Origin of the sequence: Polynucleobacter sp. Fuers-14 (genome assembly GCF_018882045.1) — a bacterium.
Classification (GTDB): domain Bacteria; phylum Pseudomonadota; class Gammaproteobacteria; order Burkholderiales; family Burkholderiaceae; genus Polynucleobacter.
Genome location: NZ_JACVPG010000005.1, coordinates 60628 through 83260, shown reverse-complemented (window position 1 = coordinate 83260; position 22633 = coordinate 60628). Strand labels below are relative to the sequence as shown.

At 45.6% G+C, this 22633-nt stretch carries 25 protein-coding genes; 18 read left to right on the top strand and 7 right to left on the bottom strand.

Annotated features, from left to right (window positions below; all coding sequences use genetic code 11):
- Positions 1-51: 51 nt before the first annotated feature.
- Together ICN40_RS03310 and modA are read left to right on the top strand one after the other, a co-directional pair.
- The gene (locus ICN40_RS03310) at positions 52-1689 is read left to right on the top strand and encodes an OFA family MFS transporter (protein ID WP_215321794.1); all 1638 of its coding nucleotides are present in this window, start codon (positions 52-54) and stop codon (positions 1687-1689) included.
- Positions 1690-1761: 72 nt separating this feature from the next.
- A complete protein-coding gene (modA, locus tag ICN40_RS03305) occupies positions 1762-2517 on the top strand; it encodes a molybdate ABC transporter substrate-binding protein (protein ID WP_216242171.1) in 756 nt (251 codons plus the stop codon).
- A 7-nt stretch (positions 2518-2524) separates the two neighbouring features.
- On the opposite strand, the gene ICN40_RS03300 is transcribed toward modA, so the two are convergent.
- From ICN40_RS03300 to ICN40_RS03290, 3 genes are all read right to left on the bottom strand, one after another.
- A complete protein-coding gene (locus ICN40_RS03300; RefSeq protein ID WP_072582928.1) occupies positions 2525-3151 on the bottom strand; it encodes an FMN-binding negative transcriptional regulator in 627 nt (208 codons plus the stop codon).
- Between the two features lie 68 nt (positions 3152-3219).
- Positions 3220-3984, bottom strand: a complete 765-nt coding sequence (locus ICN40_RS03295; protein WP_216242169.1) for a hypothetical protein — start codon at positions 3982-3984, stop codon at positions 3220-3222.
- A complete protein-coding gene (locus ICN40_RS03290; protein ID WP_072582927.1) occupies positions 3981-4322 on the bottom strand; it encodes a cupredoxin domain-containing protein in 342 nt (113 codons plus the stop codon). Before ICN40_RS03290 ends, ICN40_RS03295 begins: the two co-directional genes overlap by 4 nt.
- 75 nt (positions 4323-4397) lie before the next feature.
- Between ICN40_RS03290 and ICN40_RS03285 the strand changes: the two genes are divergently transcribed.
- The 3 genes from ICN40_RS03285 to ICN40_RS03275 all read left to right on the top strand — a co-directional run bounded on the left by ICN40_RS03285 (position 4398) and on the right by ICN40_RS03275 (position 7690).
- Positions 4398-4643 (top strand): FeoA family protein, encoded by a 246-nt coding sequence (locus ICN40_RS03285; protein WP_072582926.1) that lies wholly within the window; start codon positions 4398-4400, stop codon positions 4641-4643.
- Positions 4636-6549, top strand: coding sequence for a ferrous iron transporter B (locus tag ICN40_RS03280; protein WP_216121885.1), 1914 nt, complete (start codon positions 4636-4638; stop codon positions 6547-6549). The genes ICN40_RS03285 and ICN40_RS03280 overlap by 8 nt, the downstream gene beginning before the upstream one ends.
- Before the next feature lie 97 nt (positions 6550-6646).
- Complete coding sequence (locus ICN40_RS03275) at positions 6647-7690, top strand: fumarylacetoacetate hydrolase family protein (protein ID WP_216242167.1); 1044 nt, start codon at positions 6647-6649, stop codon at positions 7688-7690.
- A 91-nt stretch (positions 7691-7781) separates the two neighbouring features.
- On the opposite strand, the gene ICN40_RS03270 is transcribed toward ICN40_RS03275, so the two are convergent.
- Complete coding sequence (locus ICN40_RS03270; protein ID WP_072582128.1) at positions 7782-8669, bottom strand: fumarylacetoacetate hydrolase family protein; 888 nt, start codon at positions 8667-8669, stop codon at positions 7782-7784.
- A 113-nt stretch (positions 8670-8782) separates the two neighbouring features.
- Here ICN40_RS03270 and ICN40_RS03265 point away from each other — a divergent pair, with 113 nt between their 5' ends.
- Genes ICN40_RS03265 through ICN40_RS03255 form a run of 3 tightly spaced genes read left to right on the top strand, consistent with a single transcriptional unit; the run spans position 8783 to position 11385 of the window.
- Positions 8783-9769, top strand: coding sequence for a tripartite tricarboxylate transporter substrate binding protein (locus ICN40_RS03265; RefSeq protein WP_216242164.1), 987 nt, complete (start codon positions 8783-8785; stop codon positions 9767-9769).
- Positions 9769-10566, top strand: coding sequence for a class II aldolase/adducin family protein (locus tag ICN40_RS03260; protein WP_216242163.1), 798 nt, complete (start codon positions 9769-9771; stop codon positions 10564-10566). Before ICN40_RS03265 ends, ICN40_RS03260 begins: the two co-directional genes overlap by 1 nt.
- A 21-nt stretch (positions 10567-10587) precedes the next feature.
- On the top strand, positions 10588-11385 hold the full coding sequence (locus tag ICN40_RS03255; RefSeq protein ID WP_072582538.1) for a transporter: 798 nt from the start codon (positions 10588-10590) through the stop codon (positions 11383-11385).
- Between the two features lie 11 nt (positions 11386-11396).
- Here the strand turns inward: ICN40_RS03255 and ICN40_RS03250 are convergent, their stop codons facing one another.
- Complete coding sequence (locus ICN40_RS03250) at positions 11397-12398, bottom strand: tripartite tricarboxylate transporter substrate binding protein (RefSeq protein WP_216242160.1); 1002 nt, start codon at positions 12396-12398, stop codon at positions 11397-11399.
- A gap of 106 nt (positions 12399-12504) precedes the next feature.
- Here ICN40_RS03250 and ICN40_RS03245 point away from each other — a divergent pair, with 106 nt between their 5' ends.
- From ICN40_RS03245 to ICN40_RS03235, 3 genes are read left to right on the top strand one after another with little or no spacing between them, the layout of a single operon-like run.
- On the top strand, positions 12505-12786 hold the full coding sequence (locus tag ICN40_RS03245; protein WP_216121897.1) for a SemiSWEET transporter: 282 nt from the start codon (positions 12505-12507) through the stop codon (positions 12784-12786).
- Positions 12787-12821: 35 nt separating this feature from the next.
- Positions 12822-13514 (top strand): fumarylacetoacetate hydrolase family protein, encoded by a 693-nt coding sequence (locus tag ICN40_RS03240; RefSeq protein ID WP_216242158.1) that lies wholly within the window; start codon positions 12822-12824, stop codon positions 13512-13514.
- A gap of 21 nt (positions 13515-13535) precedes the next feature.
- Positions 13536-14585, top strand: a complete 1050-nt coding sequence (locus ICN40_RS03235) for an alpha/beta fold hydrolase (protein ID WP_216242156.1) — start codon at positions 13536-13538, stop codon at positions 14583-14585.
- Between the two features lie 14 nt (positions 14586-14599).
- Here ICN40_RS03235 and ICN40_RS03230 read toward each other — a convergent pair whose 3' ends face one another.
- Entirely contained in the window at positions 14600-15379 is a 780-nt protein-coding gene (locus tag ICN40_RS03230) for an enoyl-CoA hydratase/isomerase family protein (protein WP_216242154.1), read from the bottom strand.
- 87 nt (positions 15380-15466) lie between these two features.
- Between ICN40_RS03230 and ICN40_RS03225 the strand changes: the two genes are divergently transcribed.
- From ICN40_RS03225 to ICN40_RS03195, 7 genes are all read left to right on the top strand, one after another.
- The gene (locus tag ICN40_RS03225; protein WP_158009030.1) at positions 15467-15625 is read left to right on the top strand and encodes a DUF5993 family protein; all 159 of its coding nucleotides are present in this window, start codon (positions 15467-15469) and stop codon (positions 15623-15625) included.
- 6 nt (positions 15626-15631) lie between these two features.
- Entirely contained in the window at positions 15632-16195 is a 564-nt protein-coding gene (locus ICN40_RS03220) for a disulfide bond formation protein B (RefSeq protein ID WP_216242152.1), read from the top strand.
- 35 nt (positions 16196-16230) lie between these two features.
- Positions 16231-17229, top strand: a complete 999-nt coding sequence (locus ICN40_RS03215) for a tripartite tricarboxylate transporter substrate binding protein (RefSeq protein WP_216242150.1) — start codon at positions 16231-16233, stop codon at positions 17227-17229.
- A gap of 92 nt (positions 17230-17321) precedes the next feature.
- Positions 17322-19142 (top strand): COG3014 family protein, encoded by a 1821-nt coding sequence (locus ICN40_RS03210; protein WP_255561112.1) that lies wholly within the window; start codon positions 17322-17324, stop codon positions 19140-19142.
- Positions 19143-19153: 11 nt separating this feature from the next.
- Positions 19154-19510, top strand: coding sequence for a YcfL family protein (locus tag ICN40_RS03205; protein ID WP_215359777.1), 357 nt, complete (start codon positions 19154-19156; stop codon positions 19508-19510).
- 46 nt (positions 19511-19556) lie between these two features.
- A complete protein-coding gene (gene lpoB / locus ICN40_RS03200; protein ID WP_072582137.1) occupies positions 19557-20147 on the top strand; it encodes a penicillin-binding protein activator LpoB in 591 nt (196 codons plus the stop codon).
- 35 nt (positions 20148-20182) lie between these two features.
- Positions 20183-21220, top strand: coding sequence for a hypothetical protein (locus tag ICN40_RS03195; protein ID WP_216242149.1), 1038 nt, complete (start codon positions 20183-20185; stop codon positions 21218-21220).
- Between the two features lie 20 nt (positions 21221-21240).
- Here ICN40_RS03195 and ICN40_RS03190 read toward each other — a convergent pair whose 3' ends face one another.
- Positions 21241-22632, bottom strand: coding sequence for an MATE family efflux transporter (locus ICN40_RS03190; RefSeq protein WP_216121909.1), 1392 nt, complete (start codon positions 22630-22632; stop codon positions 21241-21243).
- Position 22633: the final 1 nt, after the last annotated feature.

Here is a 22633-nt window from a genome sequence, read left to right as displayed (position 1 = left end):
CGTAAAGAAGTAGCTACTGTGTAGTAAATATAACTATAAATAGGAGGCAACATGTTTCATCTATTAGATAAAGAAAGAACGATTGCAGGGCCAGGCTTTAATCGCTGGCTTGTGCCACCGGCGGCGTTAGCTATTCACCTGTGTATTGGTATGGCGTATGGCTTCTCAGTGTTCTGGTTACCGCTATCTAAGGCATTGGGTGTTTCACTAGGCGGTACTGAGGCAATTAAATGTGCTGCCGATGTTGGCTTCTTTGCGCAACTTTTCACAACTACTTGTGACTGGCAAATTTCGACCTTAGGTTGGATGTATACATTATTTTTCGTGTTCCTTGGTATCTCTGCTGCTATTTGGGGCGGCTGGTTAGAGCGCGCGGGTCCACGCAAAGCGGGTGTTGTAGCGGCTTGTTGTTGGGCTGGTGGCATGCTCTTTTCTGCCTGGGGTATTTATCTCCATCAATTCTGGATGATGATTCTCGGCTCAGGTGTGATTGGAGGTATCGGCTTGGGGCTGGGCTACATCTCACCAGTTTCAACCTTGATTAAGTGGTTCCCAGACCGTCGCGGAATGGCAACTGGCATGGCCATTATGGGCTTTGGCGGTGGCGCAATGATTGGCTCACCATTGGCCGCAATGCTCATGAAGAACTTTGCAACGCCTACTAGTGTCGGTGTGGCACAAACATTCGTGGTGATGGGTGTGATCTATTTCATCTACATGATGATTGGCGCAATGAGCTATCGCGTGCCGGCGAGCGATTGGAAGCCTGCTGGTTGGACACCTCCTGTTGCTGATACATCTAAGGCGATGATCACTACACGCAGCGTTAGTGTTAAGAAAATCTGGGGTATTCCTCAATTTTGGTTGGTTTGGATTGTGCTAACTATGAACGTTTCTGCTGGCATTGGTGTGATTGGCATGGCATCTCCAATGCTCCAAGAAATTTTTGCTGGTAGCTTAATTGGTAATGCATTGAAATTTGGCGAGCTCGATAAGGGTCAGTTAGTAGCGATTGCTGGTATTGCCGCTGGCTTTACTGCGCTGCTGAGCTTGTTTAATATTGTCGGCCGTTTCTTCTGGGCCAGCTTGTCAGATAAGTTGGGTCGTAAATTAACTTACAGCATATTTTTCATATTAGGTGGGGTGTTGTATTTCAGCATTCCCTCTAGTGCTGCTGCAGGTAGTTTGGTTCTCTTCGTTGGTGCCTTCTGCATTATCTTAAGTATGTATGGTGGAGCCTTTGCTACTGTCCCTGCTTATCTTGCTGACTTGTTTGGTACTCAAAACGTAGGCGCAATTCATGGTCGATTGTTAACTGCTTGGTCTACAGCAGGTATCCTGGGTCCAGTGATTGTGAACTACATGCGTGACTATCAACTAAGTCTTGGAATTGCGAAGAGTCAGGTGTACAACCAGACGATGTACATCCTTGTAGGTATGTTAGTTATCGGCTTGATTGCTAATTTGATGATTCGCCCAGTTGCAGATAAGTGGTTTATGACTGATGCTGAATTAGCAGAAGAAAAGCGTCTTGCCCATGAAAAGGCAATGGGATCGATTGTTAAAGGGGAAGCTGGCCATGAGCATACCTCTACTTTGACAGTCATTTTGGCGTGGGCATTTGTAGGCATACCACTTGCTTGGGGTGTCTATAAAACCTTCTTAAGCGCTTTAAAGTTGCTTGGTTGATCAGGTTTCTAAGCATCGATAACCACCCTTCGGGGTGGTTTTTTATTTCTATCCGCTAGAATTAACTCAATCATGTTTATTCGCCCGATTTCCCTATTCGCATCGCTGCTTTTATTTACCAATCTTGCCTTTGCGCAGACCTCAACTGTTGCCGTTGCTGCCAATATGAAAGATGCTTTTAACGAGATTATGGTTGCCTTTAAGGCTAGCGGTAAAGCAGAGATGAGAGTGGTCTATGGCTCATCCGGTAACTTCGCGGCGCAAATCATGAACGGCGCTCCATTCAATCTTTTTATTGCGGCAGATGAGCATTTTCCGTTGGAGCTATTTAAGAATGGTAAGACGGTAGATGAGGGCGCTACATATGCGATTGGTAAGCTTGCCTTAATTGCCAAAACCTCATCTGGGATTCGTTTGGCTGACAGCAAGACAGAAATTGCTCGGGCAATTGCACAAACAAACAAAGTGGCAATTGCTAAGCCAGAGCTCGCTCCTTATGGTAAAGCTGCGGTTGATTATCTCAAGGCAGAAGGCCTATGGGATCTGGCTAAAGACAAGCTTGTCTATGGAGACAACATTGGCGTAGCTACAACATATGTGGTGAGCGGTGCGGCAGATATTGGTTTTACTGCCTTATCTTTGGCCAAATCTCCAGAGGTCGCAAAAGAAACTAGCCTCCTTTTGGTCGACGCTAAGTTATACGAGCCCATTAAGCAGCGCATGGTGCTAATAAAAGGTGCGCCCCAAGAATCAGTGGATATGTATCGCTTTATGCAGGGACCCCAAGCCAAATCCATTTTGCAAAGGTATGGATACACCACGCCTTAGTAGCTAATTACTTGGGTGCTCTCATGTACTTCAGCATCTCTTGTAAAGCTTCTTGCGGCGACTTCGCTAGTTGCTCTACTACTGCTTCATAGTCTTCGGCCGGCCGGTTCTGGCTTAGCTTGAATTTACCAACCAAGCTACTGATCTCAATCTCGATACCAATAATGGCCTTGAGCATCATTTGTACGTACTCTTCTGGAGCATCGTCTAACTTCCAGTTAGATTGATAGGTTGGTTCGTGAATATTGGTCATTTGTGATACATGACTTCTTAACCACTGTGCATCCTCAATTAACTTAATGCTACCTTCTGCATGAACCGCAGCATAGTTCCACGTAGGCACCACTTTTCCACTCTCTTGTTTTGATGGATACCAAGATGGGGTCACATATGCATTTGGCCCATTAAAGATTGCTGTAACAGATGTCTTGTTACTGCTCGCAACTTTAACGAGTGGATTCATTCTGGCGACATGTCCGTAAAGCTTGGTTTTGTCGGCGCTCAACATGAGTGGTAGGTGGTTGATTTCAAAATGGCCATCCAGATTCGCAACAATAGTCGCCAAAGGATATTCAGAAATAAGCTGGGCTAATACCGCTTGATCTTCAACTAAAAAATGTTTTGGTAGGTACATAAGAGACTAAGCGGAGTGGGTAAAAGGTTGTATTTAGTAAGAACATAGCAGAGATTGAGCTCATGTTCTTAAAATTCGTACTCCACCTGCATTCTGATGGTGTTTTTTGGTGATGCCGTGGTAGTCCCCCAAAGGTAGGCTACGTTGTATTTCAAGGCTTCCTTGCGGCCCAGTTTAGTTTTTCCAAAAATGGCTGGCCCCGCACTAGATTGTTGTTGTTCATTGGTGTTCCAGCTATTGACCTGTCCTAGCCAAGAGTAAATCTGAGCTCCAAGCTCCAGCTCTGGTTGAAGGCGGTACTTCACCTGGCCCTGGTAGCCGAAATAGGTCCCCTGATTTTCGGTGCCCGTGTAATGTCCTTGCATCAAGAAGTTGAGATTGGCGACCCACTTTTTCCATTCACTTTGAAATAAGAAGCCGTACTTGGCTTCATAGCCTTCATTACGATTTTGAGGACGCTCCAACTCAAGCAAGAAGCCGATGTCCACTGGGTATTTTCCAGTCTCCGTTAGTTGAAATTTGTTCTCCCATACCACCGCATCAAATTGAGAGTTGGTCCCATCCCAAATAGCTTTTCCATAAATCTCAGTGAACCACCAGGAGTTCACGCCATAACCGAAACCAATAGAAGCGCCTGATTGTCTATTGTCTTCACCGCTTCTGGGAGTCTGGGTTCCAAACTTCGTGTCTATCTCTCTTTCACCCTCTTCCACTCTTGGGGTGTAGATGTAATCTGCTGGCCCACTTAAGTATTCACCAGCATGAACCAAGGGGCTGGCAGAGAGAAGGGCTAGGCAACACAAGCCTTGCATTAAATTGTTTCTCATCATCATTTAACCCTCACCACACCTTGAGCAGTTTCCGGACTAAATTCGCCTTCAAATTTATAGACACCAGGACTTAAGGGTCCGATGTAGAAAGAGGCTTTGCTTTTGGCTTTGATTAATACCTCTCTGTTGAGGTCGTAGCTTTCAAATTCCTCTGGAGTGTCATCCAGGTTTTCAATCGTGAGTTTTACTTTGGTATCGGCGGGGATATCAATCTCTGATGGTAAAAATCGCCCATTTTTAATTGAAATCTGGATATCGTTGCTTGCTCCATAGGCAATATTTGTCAAATTTAACAACAAGAAAATGCTGATAAGTAACTGTTTTGTATAAGTATTTTTCATAAATGAGAACCATTCTCAAGTATAAGGTATATAATGAGAATCGTTCCTATTTATTGATAAAAGTGACAATCCTCCATGCATTTGGACCAGGTTGATTTGGAAGTTCTTTACCGAGTGAGCGCGGTTAACGCGCCTAAGGGTGCCCCTCAAATTAAAGGGCAGCTAGAAGATATTGGATTTTTACCTGGTGAACAGGTGACTCTTCTGCGCAAAGGTTTGCTTGGTAAAGGTCCATATATGGTTCGCGTCGGAGCTTCCACATTCGCATTGCGTCAAGCCGAAGCTCGCATGATCACGGTCGATGCTATTTCACATGCCTGAATCTAAAGTTCACTTTTTCTCGAGTGAGCCACTCGTAGCTTTATTGGGTAATCCCAATTGTGGAAAAACGGCATTATTCAATTTGCTGACTGGCAGTCGTCAAAAGGTGGCGAACTATTCAGGCGTTACTGTTGAGCGCAAAGAAGGGCGCCTATCGCTCGAGTCCGGAAAAAATATTCGCATACTGGATTTGCCTGGCGCTTATAGCTTGTATCCAAGATCCTTAGATGAGCGTGTGACCTGCAACGTATTGCTTGGTCGAGCTGAAGGTGAAAAACGTCCTGACCTGGTGATTTGCGTATTGAGCGCCATGAATTTGCGTCGTAACTTGCGTTTAGTACTTGCTGCAAAGCGCTTGGGGCTGCCTTGTATCGTAGTACTCAATATGCTTGATATTGCTAAGCGTCAAGGCCTGCATATAGACACTGCCGCACTTTCAAGTGAATTGGGTTTGCCGGTGCTCACTAGTATTGGCATTCAGTCTGATGGCGCTGATGAAATCAAGCAGTTCTTATCGAATCTGGACTGGCGTAATCTCAATGGATTGCGCACAGGTACTAGTGATGCGACCCTAGAGAATGTTGCCTCTCATATTGCCCATACTGAATCTGACAATATTCAAGTTCAACGAATTCTGCAAAACCTCAAGCTAGATCAAATCATTCCCGATCAATTGAGCGATCGTTTAGATGCGGTATTACTCCATCCAGTTTTTGGCCCCATCATTTTGGTGGCCTTACTCTTTTGTATTTTTCAGGCTGTGTTCAGTTGGGCTACGGTACCCATGGACCTGATTAAATCCGCAGTAGACTTTCTGGGTGATCAGATCGTCGAAGTATTGCCCAATGGATGGATACGTAGTCTATTGATCAATGGAATCTTGGCAGGTTTAGGTGGCGTGGTGATTTTCTTGCCGCAAATTCTGATTTTGTTCTTCTTTATTCTTTTGCTAGAAGAGTCGGGCTATCTTCCAAGGGCTGCTTATTTGCTAGATAGAGTGATGGGTTCTGTCGGCTTATCAGGCAGATCATTCATTCCACTTCTCTCCAGTTTTGCCTGTGCCATCCCCGGAATTATGGCCACCAGAAGCATCTCTAATGCGCGTGATCGCATGGTGACGATTCTGATTGCACCCATGATGACTTGTTCTGCACGTCTACCGGTATATGCCTTATTGATATCAGCATTCATTCCAGAGCAAAAGCTATGGGCGGGCATTGATTTACAAGGCCTAGTTTTATTCTTGCTTTATCTCGCTGGAATTTTGGGGGCGATGGCAGTAGCCTGGATTCTGAAGCGCTTTACGAGTGAGCAATTTAGGATGAACGCGCTCATGATGGAGTTGCCAAGCTATCACTTGCCTCGCTTAGGCAATCTAGCTATTAGCTTGTGGCAAAGAGCAGAAATCTTTTTGCGCCGTGTTGGCGGAATTATTTTGCTGATGACTATTGGTTTGTGGGTGTTATCTAGCTTTCCATTCCCGCCCGAGGGCGCAACAGGATCACCGATTCAATACAGCTTTGCTGGAATGATGGGGCAGGCATTAGCGCATGTGTTTTCACCAATTGGATTTAACTGGCAGATCAGTATTGCTCTAGTGCCAGGTATGGCAGCCCGTGAAGTTGTGGTTAGCTCACTGGCAACGGTTTATGCGCTATCTAGCTCGAGTGTCGACGCAGCTGATGCGCTGATTCCCTTAATCTCCAATGGCTGGTCCTTAGCCACAGCTTTATCTCTATTGGCCTGGTTTGTATTTGCCCCTCAATGTTTGTCCACCATTGCTGCAGTAAAGCGCGAGACGGGTGGCTGGAAGATTCCGATCATCATGCTGAGCTACTTATTTGCCTTGGCCTATATCGCCTCCTTTATTACCTATCACTTAGCTATTTATCTAGGTCTGGGTTAAGCCTGCTGACATCTATATTTGCTGCGGCACCGCATAAAAGGGTGCGGTAGTATTCTTGTTGTAGTTAAAAAATAGATAACAAAACAAGGAGATATAGATGAGTTCACGTCGCCAATTTATGAAGACTGCTTCAGCTGCTGGGGCCGGTTTAGTAGCTGCCTCTACTATGGGTGTAATGAAAGAGGCTTCAGCACATCCCACCTCAGTATGGGGAGGGGAGGTTTACACCGGTCCACGTGAAATGGTGAAAAACAGCAAAATTCTCTCGATCCAAAATGCGGATGGAACAGAAACCTTGGGTGTAGTTACCCCAAAAGGTGTTATCGATATTCGTGCCGTAGCTAAAAAAATGAAGATTGCAGCACCGACTACCTTGGATCAATTATTGCAAGAGGGTAATGCTGCGGGATTTAATAAGGTAGTAGCAAGCGCTGATAAATCTGGCGTGCCTTATTTAAATGAATCGGACATTACTTTCGGGCGCCTGTTTAAAAACCCTGGAAAGATTGTTTGCGTTGGCTTAAATTACCGTGCGCATGCGGATGAGGTTGGTATGGCTCGCCCACGAGTACCGCCGCTATTCAATAAGTACAACAATAGTCTTACGGCTCATAACTGTTTATTGCAAATTCCACCGCCATCGGTTTCTTATAAACTAGATTATGAAACTGAGTTGTTGATTGTTGTCGGCAAGCAGATGCGCAATGTTCCTGAATCGGCTGCTTTGGATTATGTGGCAGGTTATTGCACCTCAAATGATTTCTCATCACGTGATTTGCAACTGGAATTGCCAAGTGGGCAATGGATGATTGGTAAGACCTTGGACCAATACGCACCAATTGGACCTTACTTTGTTACTTCTGACTTAGTGGGTGACCCTAATAAGCTTGACGTAAAGACTTGGGTGAATGGTGAGTTGCGTCAGAACTCAAATACTTCCGACTTTATTCACAATACCCAAAAAATGTTGTCTTACATCAGCACTTACTGGACATTAGAGCCGGGAGATATTGTTTTCACTGGTACACCGCAAGGCGTTATTGCTGGTATGCCAAAGGACAAGCAGGTATGGCTGAAGAAGGGCGATAAGATCGTAAGTTCAGTAGAAAAACTTGGAGATTTAAAGTTCACGTTGGCTTGATCACTCTAGAGTTTGTTTATCAAAAGAAAAGCTACCCTAGGGTAGCTTTTCTTATCAGTGGCTAGAAAGTTTCTTAAACACTTAATCTGCTTTACTCGGCAATAAAAGTATTCTCAAGCTTTCCAATACCACCCATCTCAACGACTACAACATCGCCGTTCACTAAGTACTTAGGAGGTTTAAAGCCGATGCCAACGCCGACTGGAGTTCCGGTAGCGATCAAGTCTCCTGGGTAGAGGGTGATGCCTGCAGAGACCGTAGCGATCATATTGGGGATGTCAAAAATCAGATCTTTAGTATTGGAGTTTTGGCGTAATTCACCATTGACCCAGCACTTGACTGGGATGTTTTCGGCATCGACTTCATCTGCTGTAACGACCCAAGGACCCATAGGGCAGAAGGTATCAAAGCTTTTTCCTAAAAACCATTGCTTATGTCTTTGCTGCCAATCACGCGCAGTCACATCATTGATAGCGGTATAACCCCAGACGTGCTTCATAGCATCTGCTTCGCTAATGCCTTTGCCGCCTTTGCCTATAACAATAGTGAGCTCCGCTTCGTAATCAATGCAGGTGGATACGGCAGTGGGGATGATGACGTTAGTATTGGGTCCGGTTACACACTCGGGCGGCTTCGTGAAAAAGATTGCGTGGCTTGGAATATCCTCACCTGGTTTAGCGCTGCCATCAAATCCGCTGTTGGAAAATTCTTTAGCGTGCTCATGATAATTTTTACCTACGCAGAAAATATTGCGACGCGGTCTAGGTACTGGAGCGAGTAGGCGGATGTCGCTAAACGCATGCGTGGAAGTAGGTTCTGGGAGCTTGCCTGCGAGGTCAGATTTGAGAATGGCAACAATGCCATCTTCACTAACGTCAACGCCTAAGTCGAGCTCTTGAACTGTCGTGCCATCAGCAGACACAATTCCAACGCGAGTTTTGGTAGGCTCTTTGGCTAAAACAAATGCGGCATATCTCATGATTACTGTCTCCGGCTGGGGTTTTGTCTACGTTAACCCCTGTTTATTGTGATGAATCTTGTAGTAGGATAAAGAGCATAAATAATAACTAATTTACGTATTTGAGACAAAAAATGAGACAAAAATATTCATTTGCTACTGCCTTAGCCTTTTTATGTGCTTGCTTGGCCTCTCAGGGGGTCATTGCTCAAGCACCAGAAGCCTGGCCTACAAAGCCCATCAGTATGGTTGTGCCATTTCCGCCGGGTGGCGTTGCTGATACTGTCGGTAGACCGGTTGCAGAGGCACTTTCTCGTAGCTTGGGTCAACCGGTGATTGTAGAAAATAAAGCTGGGGCTGGTGGTGGCATTGGCATGGCAGCAGTAGCCAGAGCAAAGCCTGATGGCTACACGATTTTGATGGCCTTATCGTCCATTTCAATTATTCCAGAGGCAGATAAAGTGGTGGGAAGAGAGCAATCTTTTCAACTCAATCAACTTAAGCCGATCGCACGCTTTACAGCGGACCCAACGGTTTTGGTAGTGAGGGCGGACAGCCCATGGAAAGATTACAAATCTTTTGTGGCAGCAATGCGAGCCAATCCCGGTAAATATAATTTTGGATCGTCGGGTAATTACGGCACGATGCATGTACCAATGGAGATGCTCAAGTCTTCAGAAAAGTTCTACATGGTTCATATTCCGTATACAGGTGCAGGACCAGCGATTGTGGGTTTATTGGGCGGCCAAGTAGATGCGATCGCTACTGGACCTTCTTCCATTGTTCAGCAAATTAAGGCGGGCAAAGTACGTGCATTGGCCCATTGGGGTGATGGCAGATTAGCTAGCATGCCCGAGGTACCTAGCTTTAAAGAGATGGGCGTTAAGGTTGAGTTCTCTCAGTGGGCTGGTTTATTTGTGCCCAGCGCAACCCCTGAATACATCACCAATAAGCTCCGTGAGGCTGCTAAACAAGCTGCGAATGATGAGCGGGTACGCACAGTGATCAATGGAGCTAGAAGTCCAATTCAATATATGGATGCGCCTGAATTTAAGACCTACTGGGATAAGGAATCTACTCAGATGGGTGAGGTTGTGAGAAAAATTGGCAAAGTTGAATAATGAAAAAACAATTCCTTGCTTCTTTTCTGATTCTGCTTTTTTCCCAAGCGCATGCCGCAACTGTTCAGGAGCAGATGGATCAAAATCCAGCAGTGAAAACAGCAATTGAAGAGCTTGTTCTTGCGAATCATATTTTGTATGACCAAAATGCTGTAGATGGCTATGGTCACATTAGTGTTCGTAACCCTGCCAATCCTAATACCTTCTTTCTCGCAAGAAGTGTTGCGCCATCCGTTGTCAAAGTTGAAGACATCATGGAATTTGATATGAATGGCAAAGCTTTAAACGGCGATACACGAGTGGCTTATGGTGAACGCTTTATTCATAGCGGCATTCTGAAAAATCGCCCCGATATTAATTCGGTTATTCACGGTCATGCTGCACCTATCCTGCCATACGGCTTAACAGGCACAACACTCAAGCCCGTCTATCACATGAGTGCCTTTTTGGGTGAGGGTGCACCGGTTTTCGAAATCCGAAATTTTGCTAAGCCGAATCCCGATACGGACATGTTTGTTAGCAATGGAGACTTGGGTGATGCTTTATCCAAAACTATGGGTTTGCAATATTTTGTTTTGATGCGCGGCCACGGATATGCTGCGGGAGCGGACTCCATTAAGAAAGCAGTCTTTAGGACGATATACGCCATTCAGAACGCAAGCATTCAGTCTGAAGCAATGAAGATGGGGCAGGTGCAGTACCTTAGTCCTGGTGAGGCCATCGCTTCGCAGGAAACGATTGAGAAAACCATTGAACGCCCATGGCAGCTATGGAGTGAGCGCGTCAAAAAACCCTAATTCTTGTTAAACTCACGCATCATGCAGATGCTAGCCCGCCCCTTCAAGACAGCACTTATCCAGGGGCTGCTGTTAACTGTATTAACCCTCTCGCCATCTGTCAGTATGGCGGTCCTGCAGGATGAAATTCAGGTCTACGATGACGAAATTAATGCCAAGGGTGAAGCTAGTCTAGAGGTGCATTTAAACAGTACTCCCCGAGGCATTCAAAATCCCTCCTATCCAGGAGAGGTGATGAATAACAATGGTGTGCGGGTTACTCCAGAGTTTGCTTATGGCTTAGGCCACGATCTAGAGGCTGGCCTATACATCTCTTATGTGAACTATGACAACAAGTTTCAATATGCGGCGACTAAGGTCCGCATGAAATGGCTACCAATACGCGAAGACAAAGGAGATTCTTTCTTTGCAGGTGCAAACCTAGAGTTAGCTAACGTACAACCGCAGTTTGAGGAATCTCGATACAACAGTGAAATGCGTTTCATTGTCGGCAAGCATTTTGATGAGTGGCTTTTCTCATTTAATCCGGTTGTAGATATGCCGCTCTCGCAACCCTACGTAAATCAGTCGCCTTATTTTTCCACGGCAACTCGTTTATCTAGAGAGGTGACACCTGAGTTAGCGCTGGGGGTAGAGTATTACTCCAACCTGAATCAACTTGGTCAGCCCATCAACTACCAAAATACCCAACAATTGGGATTCTTGATGATGTACTACGAAGGCAAACCACTTTCTTTTCAGGCTGGAGTAGGTAAGGGCTTCTCTAACAGCACGGATTCGTTAACGCTTAAAGCGATTTTTTCCATTCCATTAAATTAACGCGATTAGCCTTAATCAGGCTTAATGTTGGCGTCCTTAATAACTTTGCTCCACATAGTCATTTCATGTGAAATTCGCTTGCTAGAATCTGCGGGCGAGAGATAGTTCACATACACACCTGCCGCCAACATACGTTCTTGCACTTCAGGGCGCTGCAAAATAACCTTGATATCCGCACTGAGTTTATCGATGATGGGCTTAGGAGTTCCTGCTGGAGCCAAAATACCAAACATGCTCACCACATCAAAGTTGGGTAAGCCTGTGGCTTCGGTCACCGTTGGTACATCTGGCAATTGGCTAATGCGTTTTGCGGTTGTCACAGCTAAAGGCCTTAACTGACCGGCTTGAATAAATTGCAGAGCTGCTGGAACTGTTTCAGACATCGTAAGCACTTGACCGCCCACTAGATCAGTCATAGCGGGGCCACTACCTTTATAGGGTACATGCAATAAATCTAAGCCCAGTTGATAGCGAAACATTTCCATCGCAAGACGTTGTGGCGCACCAGCTCCAGATGATGCGAACGTGAGCTTGCCTGGGTTGGCTTTTGCGTAGGCAATGAACTCTTTCATATTCTTTACGGGGACTGAAGGGTTCACTACAAACACCAGAGGTACCACTCCCACCACGTCAACTGGTGTGAAATCTTTTTCGAGGTTGTATCGAATCCTATCTTTATCAAGATTTGCGTTGATAGAGTGTGAAGTGAGAGCCCCCATTAAGAGCGTATAGCCATCAGCAGGGGACTTGGCAACCATATCCGCACCAATATTGCCGCTATCGCCTGCGCGATTATCGGGAACTACCTGCTGGTTTAGTGACTTGGAGAGCTCTTGCGCTATGATGCGACCAATCACATCAGTAGCACCACCTGGTGGGTATGGAATGACTAGCCTAATAGGTTTGTCGGGATAGTTTTTAATAGCAGAGCTATTGGTTTGCGCCAATAGTGGAGTGGTGATCAGGCTACTGCAAAGGAGTAGGCCAAAGCCTCTAATTAGATGTTGTCTCATTTTGTATTTTTAATGGCGGATTGAGTCACGATTTTCTATTATCTACAGATTAAAAATTCATGCGCTGCGTCAATGAACTGCAAATTTCCCTTATTACAATGAAGAAATGAACCTTGAGTCCCATCAAATCGAGATTATTGGATATTGCGCCGCATTCTTGACTACTATTGCCTTTTTGCCGCAGGCGATACAGTCTTGGCGCACCAAAGACCTATCGGGTATCTCCCTCGGGATGTACTCCTTATTTACTGCGGGGGTGGGTTTGTGGCTGGTTTATGGCCTCATTATTGAAAAGTGGCCCCTCATTTTGGCCAATGCTCTCACCTTTGCCTTGGCGCTCAGCATCTTATTGTTGAAATTGCGTCATACTTCTAAATATCAGAAATAAAGCACTCATTCATTAAAATTCTTCGAAAGGTTTTTATGTCTTCAGCATTCGTGATTGATCCCCCAGCAGTAATTTCATTGCCTGTGACTGGCGATACTCGTCGCTTCGCCGTGAATCGTATTTACTGCGTTGGTAGAAACTACGCCGATCATGCACGAGAGATGGGTCATGATCCTGATCGAGAGCCACCATTCTTCTTTATGAAGCCTGCTAATTCAATTGTGACTGATGGCAAAGACATGGCTTACCCAAATTTATCAAAGGATGTTCACCACGAAATTGAAATGGTGGTCGCTATTGGTAAAGGCGGCGCAAATATCCCTGCAGAAAAAGCCTTGGAGCATGTCTATGGTTACGGAGTTGGTCTGGATATGACTCGGCGCGATCTTCAAGGTGAGGCTAAGAAGATGGGCCGCCCTTGGGATACCGGCAAAGCATTTGATCAATCTGCCCCTTGCGGTGAGATCACAGCAGCTACTCAGTGCGGTCATCCTGCCAAAGGCGCCGTTAAGCTCTTAGTGAATGGTGAAGTTCGTCAAGAGGGCGATCTCAATCAGTTGATTTGGAATGTTCCTGACACGATTGCTTATTTATCTACCTTATTTACCTTGGAACCAGGTGACTTAATTTTCTCCGGTACGCCAGCAGGTGTTGGCCCAGTTAAAAAAGGGGATGTACTTGAAGGTAGTGTTGCCGGTTTGCCAAACTTAAAAACAAAAATTCTTTAAATCAAAAAGAAAGTCGGATTGATGACAAGTTTTCTCAAGAAAGTATTGCTGATTGGTGCAACGTTAGCTGCATCGGTTTTTTTGGTTTCATGTGCTAATACTGAGAAGATCTCATCAACTCCACCTGCCAGTCTTTATGCTGATGCAGCTCCTTTAGATTTGCGAATCAGCAAATGGCCTTACCCTTATCCACTCAAAGAGTTTAAAACTTCTTTACAGGGACAGGCTGCAAGCATGATGTATATGGATGTTGCGGCCTTAGGCAAGCAAAAGGGCGTGGTGGTGTTATTTCATGGCAAGAATTTCTCTAGTGATTATTGGTCCTTCACTATTGCGGGCCTTTCAAAGGCCGGCTATCGTGTGATTGCTCCTGATCAGATTGGCTTCGGAAAGTCTTCTAAGCCAGATGTGGCATACCACTTTGATGATTTAGCTGCCAATACGCAAGACTTACTGAAGTCCCTCAATATTAAGCAGGTTTCAGTCATAGCGAACTCCATGGGCGGCATGGTAGGTATTCGTTTTGCGCGCTTATATCCACAAGCCGTCCAAAAGCTAGTGCTGGAGAACCCTTTAGGACTTGAGGATTACAGTAAAGACATCCCTCCGCAACAGAATGACGATTTGCTCAAGCTAGAAATGGCTCAGACGGAAGCGAGTTATCGCCGCTTTCTGCAAAGTTATTTTCCAAACTGGCAGCCTGCTTATGAAAAGTTTGTAGAGGTCTATGTGCGCGTGCAAAAAGGTCCAGACTATCCGGCCTATGCAAAGACTTCAGTGCTGACTTACCAAATGATTGCTGAAAAACCAGTGGTCAATGATTTGCCACAATTAAAGATGCCGGTGTTATTGGTGATTGGCCAAAAAGACCGTACAGTATTTGGTCGACGCTTTGCCCCACCAGAGGCGGTGAAGTCCTTGGGCAACTTTCCAGAGTTAGGTAAGAAAGCGCAAGCAGCTATTCCGAATGCAAAGCTAGTACCGGTTGAAAATGTGGGACACGTACCTCACGTTGAGGTACCCGATCAGTTTCTGAAAATCGTGGTGGAGTTTTTAAACTCTAAAAGCTAGTCCAGCAGCCTTACTTATTCCCCATTCCACTGAGGCGAACGACCTTCTAAGAAAGCGTTCACACCCCCTCTAAAGTCCTTGCTGTTATAGGTTTCTCGCATCAGATCTGTGCAGTCTGGAAGATTGCTTTGGAGTAAGCGTGCCAATGTCAGCTTGCTGGCTTTTTGTGTGATGGGAGCAAGGGTCGCTAATTTTTGAGCGAGCGCATTGGTAACAGATTCGATTTCTGCAGGCTCTGCCGTTTGATAGAGGTAGCCTGAGGCTAATAATTCCGGCGCCTTAATGAGTTCCGCAGTCAGAAGCATCTTCTTCACTGTTGGAGCTCCTAGGTGAGCTGCAAGCCAAGACAAATTGCTTGGCGATAAACAATTTCCTAAGGTCTTGGCTACTGGTATACCGAAACGCGCATCCGGCGTCGAGATCCGAAAGTCGCAGAAAGTTGCCATCAATAAACCGCTGCCGACTGCTAAACCTTCAATCATGGCAATAGTCGGCATCGGCAGTTGTTGCAGTGAGGAGAAAATATGATCAACAGCAACTTCATATGCTTCATTCTCTTTGAGATCAACAAATTGCTGAATATCACTTCCAGAAACAAATGCTTTATCTCCTGCCCCTCGCAAGATGACCACTCGAATTTCAGGATTATTAGCTAAGGAGTCGCAAATCCTTTTGAGCTCTTCATACATTGGCCAAGTGAGGGCATTACGAGCGGCGGGGTGATTAAAAACAACCCGTGCCATATTCCCATCAATCTGTAGATCTAAGCAGGGAGGGGAGGGGCTGGTAGTCATGAGCCCATTCTAAACAAAAGCCCTTTCCCAAAGCCCTGAATTTATGGAATTACCCCTACTCTAAGAGTCCTGCGCTAGAATTCCCTTATGTATATGTTTCTACCTTTCCTGACAGCTTTTATCGGACTTGTCTTAGTCTGGTTTGAGAAGCGTCTTGCAGGTTTGACAGTTTTGGCGATTACCGTTGCCATTCTTCTGGTTTGGTTCCGTTTTCATGCAACTGACCATCTCAACATCAGTCTGTAATTGATTGTGAGTAAACATTCTCTACCCTCTCTAGCCGCGCTTGGTAATCAGCTTGCATTGCTAGCCGTTGTAGGCATGCTGTCATATGCCTTTGTAGATCAACTCTACTTTGGTGAGCTGCCTTGTCCTTTGTGTTTAATGCAGCGCGTTGGATTTGTGGTTATTGGTTTTGCTTTGGTTCTGAATCTTCGTTCTGGCGCTTATTCATCTCACTACGGATGGGGCATTATTGGGGGCCTGGTTGGAATGATGGTTTCTCTTCGTCAGGTCTTCTTGCATATTCTGCCGGGCGACAAAGGATTTGGAAAAACATTTTTAGAGTTGCATTTTTATACTTGGGCTTATGTTGGGTATACCGGTTTGTTAATGGGCTTAGCAATTCTCTTAATGCTACCTAATCGTGAGGTCCGCTCACGCTCATGGTTTGCTAATGCACTTGTGATTGCTTTCATTCTCTTGGTTTTGGGCAATCTCGTATCTACACTCTTGGAGTGCGGTATCGGCCCCTGCGCTGATGACCCAGTGAAGTATGAGGGCTGGTTGTGGCTACGCTCTCGCTTTGGTTTCTAATATAGACCGCCTGATCTAGTTTTGCATTTTTGAGCATGCAATTTTCTAAAGTTCTGAAGAGCTTTCTCCTTGCTTCTGTGTTGTTGACCATGGGCTTTACTGTTCTTGCGCAAAGTACTTCCCAGAAAAATGCTACCTGGCCAAAACAACCCATTCGCATCATCGTAACCTTCACGCCAGGCGGTGCTCCAGATATATTAGCGCGCGTTTTAGCAGAAAGTTGGCAGCAAACTTTAGGCGTACCAGTGCTAGTTGAGAATCGCCCAGGCTATGGCGGTAATATTGGCGCTGATCTCGTTGCTAAGAGTGATCCAGATGGCTATACCTTATTAATTGGTACGGTGGGTATTCATGCGATTAATGGCGCACTGTATGAAAAGATCTCATTTGATCCTGTGAAAGATTTCACACCTATTAGTTTTTTAGCAAGTACACCAAATGTATTGATAGTCAATAAGAAACTGGGTGTTAACAATCTTCATGAGTTAATTGAGCTAGCAAAAGCCAAGCCAGACCAATTGACTTTTGGTTCATCAGGCGTTGGCACTTCTTTGCACATGTCAGGTGAATTGTTTAAACAAATAGCAGGTGTTCAAATCCGTCACATTCCTTATAAGGGACGAGCGCAATCTTTACCTGACTTACTCAGTGGTCGCATTTCTATGCTTTTTGACAATCTTTCCTCTTCCTTAGCCTTGATTAAGGCTGGAGAGGTTCAGGCCTTGGGAGTGACTACACTGAAGCGCTCACATGCCGCCCCTGAGATTCCCACTCTAGCTGAGCAAGGTTTGGCCGGTTTTGAGGCTGTATCTTGGTTTTCATTGATGGCACCAGCAAACCTTCCGCCTGATATCCAAAAACGCTTAAATCAAATGGTGCGCCAAACTTTGAGCAATCCCAATGTCAAATCCAAGCTCTTGGCTGGTGGCCTGGACCCCGCTCCAGGTAGCCCAAAAGACCTTTCTAAGTTGATTGCCTCCGAGGCAAGCAAATGGGGCAAGGTAGTACAGCAATCAGGTGCAAAATTAGAGTAATAAACCCCTATTTTCTTGTCAACCCAAGCCTATTTTTAAGCGTTAAAGGTATGTGGTCTTCATTTTTTCCTCTTTTTCATAAACCCCTCAATTTGCCTAAATTTTCAGCATTAGACATTTCTAAGTTCGGCGTGACTTTGACTGTCTGTTTGTTGGTCGGTTGCGCTACGCAGACTCAGCAAATCAAGATGAATGAGTCCAAAGAGCAGTTTAAAAATGGTGATCTGCAAAATACGACGGCGGCCATTCAGGGCGCCTTCAAGGATAAAAATACCCTGTATTACATGGAGCTGGGCGAGGTACAAAGACTGCAAGGTCCCGCTCAGATTCCCAATAGCACCCAAAACCTATTAGCTGCAGATCAATTAGTCAGTCGTTGGGAGGTGACTACCAGCGACAAACTCAGACGCTCTTTTTCAGGAGCAAGTGGTTACGTTTTGTCTGAAGGTTTCAGTAGTGAGTATGACCCTAAACCTTATGAAGTGAGTCTATTAAGCCAAACCATCGCTTTAAACCACATCTCTCAAGGACACTGGAATGATGCCATGGTGGAAGCCAAAAAGATGGCGCAGCGTGAAAAGGTTATTGAGGAGTTGATACAGAGTAGGGTGGCCGCAGTCTCCAAGGTAGAGCAGGAGCAGCAAAATAATCCCAATACTCAAGGTGCATCTAGTCGTATTGAAAGTATTAGCGGTTACCCAATCAATCTATTGGATGACGAGGAAACCCGTAGCCTTAAGAACTCGTATCAGAATCCTGCAGCGTATTACCTGTCTGGTTTTATTCACGAGTCACAAGGAGAGGCAAGTCTAGCTGCGCCAGGTTATCGCTTGGCAATTGAGTTGCGACCACAAGTCAACTTCTTTAAAACCAGTATTGCTAAGTTAGACTCCAATATTGCCAATCAAGGCAAAAAAGCGTTTGCTGATACCTTGATTATTGTTGATACAGGTTACATGCCCAAAATTATTCCTTATCAAATCAGCCAGTCTTTTAATCTGGGCGGTAACCCAAAGTTGGTGACCTTAACCTTTCCGGTCATCGAAAAATCTACTGAGCGTTTCAGGCCAACCATGGTTCAGTTAGGCGATAAGGTGGCTAATCCAGAGTTGGTTGCCAATATTGATGCTATGGCTCGCAAGAACTTGCGTGATGAGATGCCAGCCTATGTTTTAAGAGCATCCTCTAGAGCCTTAGTCTCTCTAGCCGCGCAATATGCAGCGGATCGAGCCGCCCAGCAAGCGGCGAACAAGCGGAGCCAGAATAACCAAAACAATCAGAATAATGGTAGCGCTGCTCTAATTGGCGCGATTGCAGGAATGATTACGGGATATAGCTTACAAGCAATCAATGTGACTGATGTGCGTCATTGGTCAACTTTGCCCGCGCAAACATACATGGCCAGAATGGGTTTGCCGATTGGACCAACTGTTCTGAAATACACTTTGCCATCGGGCGTAACCGCATCTCAAACGGTTAATTTAGTAGGCGGGTACAACGTGGTTTATATCCGCATGTTTAGAAATAGGGCAACTGTACTGACCTCGAATGATCCTACTGCACTTCCTCCCAAAGATCCGGTTGTTAGCACTCCAATAGTCGCATCTCCAGCCGCCATCTCGCCAGTAAGCCCACAACCCGCTCTCGTTGAATCTAAACCATCTGAGGGTGCATTTGCAGGCTTTAAGAAACTATGGGGAGGCTTTCAGGATCCGCAGCCCGAAGAGCCTGCTTCAGCAGCGGTAATAACCACCCCAGTAGCGACACAGGCAACCCCCGTACCTGCGGCGCCTATCTCAAACCCGACCCCCAATTCCACCCCCAACACTATCCCCGCTAGCGGTAATATGGAAGGGGTGAAGCCTTACGAGCCACCCAATCTGTTGAATAGCTTTCAGCAGCTTTTTAATTAGGAAAGACCCAGATGAAAAAATACCTCGCAATCCTGATGACGGCACTTGCTCTTGTCGCATGTAGCTCAACGCCATCCATGAAGGACATGACGGTACGCATGGGTGATACGGATAGCATTCAAATTACTGATATGCGTAGTTTGATGCGCAATGGCGTATTGACAGCGCAGGTAACCATACAGAATGACAGCAAATCCAATCTCGTGTCTTATCGATTTAAGTGGATTGGTAAAAACGGCATGGCGGTAACAGATGAGGAGCCGTGGAAGCCTGTAACAGTAGGTAAGGGGCAGTCGACCGTTATCATGGGAATCGCCCCAACGCCAGATGCTACTGACTTTCGTTTTGAATTAAATCAATACAAATAAAAATCAATTAACTATTTAATATTAAAAAGATTTAGGCTTATTAAGGATGATCATGAACACTAAAACTATTCGCTTATCTGCTATTGCATTATCAGTAGCAGCGCTTGCTGCATGCTCAGGACCGCAGGTTCGTTACGGCGATGCGAAGGCGGTAGAGACCGTTAATGCAAACTATGGATCAACTGATCTACAGATGATTGCCGAGGCAATGACAAGATCACTGCTCCAGTCTAAGGCTATCTCTGGAAGTAAAGATGCGCCTATTGTGACGCTTGCAGATGTGAAGAATAAGACTTCTGAATATATCGATACGCGTGTAATTACCGATAAGATCCGCACGCAGTTAATGAAGAGCGGTCAAGTGCGATTCGCAGTGAGTGTTTCTGAAATGCAAAATCAGACTGAAGAGCTCAAGCGTCAAAATCAGTCAGGTTTATATAAGAACAGCACGATTGCCAAGACGGGCAATATGCAGGGCGCTCAATACCGCATCGAAGGATCGATTGCTTCTATTGTCAAAAACACCAAGGATGTGAAAGACGTTTATTACGTATTTAATCTCAACCTCATTAACAACGAATCCGGTTTGCTCGAGTGGGCTGATGAAAAAGAGATTCGTAAGACTGCTACACGCTAATACGCAACTCAACACCATAAAGAATTGAGCAACACATGAATAAAATATTATTAGCTTGTGCGGGTATGAGCGTAGTTTTTTTGGCTGGCTGTGCTAGCAAGCCGCCTGCTCTCGTCGAATCTGCGTATATTGGCCAAGTTCCAGCAGACCCACCCAAAAATCCCGTAATCAGTGCTGAGGCCCTAAAGGCCGATTCCAAGTCAATTGCAGTCACTGATATCTACTTTAAGAAAGAAGGAAAAAATTTAACGTTTGTCGAAGAAACTAGGACGACAACAGATAGCAATATTTCTTCTGCGATTGCGCCCAAGACTATTGAGGTGGATGCGGATAAAGCCAATGCATCTGCTATTGCTGGCGGGGCAAATTCATCTGCGTTCCCAGTGAAGTTCACTAATTTGGCCGATCCTACAGCTACTAGTCCAGGTGTAGCCGCAGCGCCTGTAACGGATACGGCAGCTCCAAGTAACAGCTCTTCAAGCGCCAATACTCAAAGTATGAAGAAGTCGGGATATCAGGCCAATAATGAGTATGGAGAATTGCGTTACTTGGCCAACCCCATTCGTGGCCTGTTGATTAAGTCTGGCTATAAAGTGGTTCAAGCCAAGGCTGCCGTAGCCGCCCCTAATCAAGGCGATGAGTACTTTGATATTGTTAAACGGATCAAAGCTGGCGATTTCGGTGATGCAGACTATGTTTTATACGGTGTGTTGGCGGAAGTCTCTAGCACGGATAACGTATCTGATATTCCTGGAACCAAATCTACCTCGCAACAGATGACGCTTGAGGTAACGGTGGACTTTAATATCGTCGACACCAAGACAACGCAAATCGTTGCGTCATTTGTAGCTTCTGGTGAAGGTAAGGACGTCCAAATCGATGGCAGAGACACTGGATATAAACCAAGTAATGCAAAGTTAATGAAGTTGGCTTCATTGGATTTGGCTGAGGATGTACGCAAGCATTTGGCTGATCAAAACTTTATTACTAACAATCCTGGTTCGGCAGGGCAGTTGCGTAACCTCAAAACCCGTTTAAATGACGATGCCTCCACTTTGAAGGTCTATAAGTAAGGGACTCAAAGTAGTTTGCCTTAAACCTGTACCGGCGGATGCGTCTTCTCATAGCGCTCCGCCGTTCTTCTAAAGAGATAGAGCAAAAAGCACGCAGCTAAGCCTAGACTTAAGCTGTTGCCAGCCCAAAAGCCATTGGCGCCCTGTAGGAATGCCGGTGTATTGCCAAATATATTAAAGCCCATGAGGTAGCCGCCACCAAGGCCTACGCCCCAGAGTGAGCCTGCATAAATCACCATCGGTAAAAAAGCAATGCGATAGGCCCGCAGAATAAATGCCGCGGTAACTTGAAGGGCATCAAATACTTGATAGAAGGCTATAAATAAGAAGAGGGGGATAGAGAACGCCTTTACCTCTGCTGGTGGATCGTATAAATCCAATAGCTGTATTCTGAAAATCCAAACTGCGATACCAATAGTGATGCACAGCGTGGTGGTAAAAAAGACAGATGACCAACCGATCTCTTCGGCACGCTCGGGCTTGTTGGCACCAATAGATTGCGATACTAAAGTCATAGTCGCAATTGAGAGGGATAGCGGCACCATGTAGATGACGGTTCCCATGTTGGCTACGATTTGATGTCCCGCTAATGCCGTAGTTCCAAGGCGGGCAATAAAAAGCGACATAAACGTGAAAGAGGTTACTTCAATCAAGTAACTAAATCCAATAGGTGCACCGAGCTTTAATAATGTCCAGATACGATGCCAATCCGGCATGCTAAAGCGGGCAAAGATCTTAAATGGTTTATAAAAGCGATCAAATAAAACGAAGCCTAGAGTCATGAGTAGCCAAGACCAGTTAATGATGACGGTAGCTACAGCGCAGCCTGGTCCGCCCATGCCCTCTATGCCTAAGCCTCCATAAATAAAGAGTAGGTTTAAGGGTAGCTTGAGTCCTAGGCCAATAATTTGTACAACAGTGATGACGGTGGGGCGTGAAACTGCATTGTGTAGGGCCATCAATACGCGCATAGCCATGCTGGCTGGTAAGCCAATTGCTAGGATATTGAGATATAACTTTGCTTTACCTTCAATAACATCATTGACTCGGGAAATAGCTAGCAAGTGATCTGCATTGAGCAAAATGAAGCAGCCCAAAATAGTGAGACCTAAAGCAAGCCAAGCCGCTTGCCGCACTTCTTCGCCGATTTCTCCAAAACGTTTAGCGCCAAAGAGTTGTCCTGCAATTGGTGCTAACGCCGAGATCACTCCGGTGAGGCCTACGTAAATGCTGATAAAGATGGCTGATGCCATTGCCAGCGCCGCTAAATCATCGGCTGAATAACGTGCCGTCATCGCAGTATCGAGCACGCCAAATGCAATCACAGCAAGCTGCCCCACTAATAAAGGTCCGGCTAGTTTTAGTAAAGAGGGGATGTCCTCGCGAAGGCGCGATAGTTTAAAGTGCAGCACG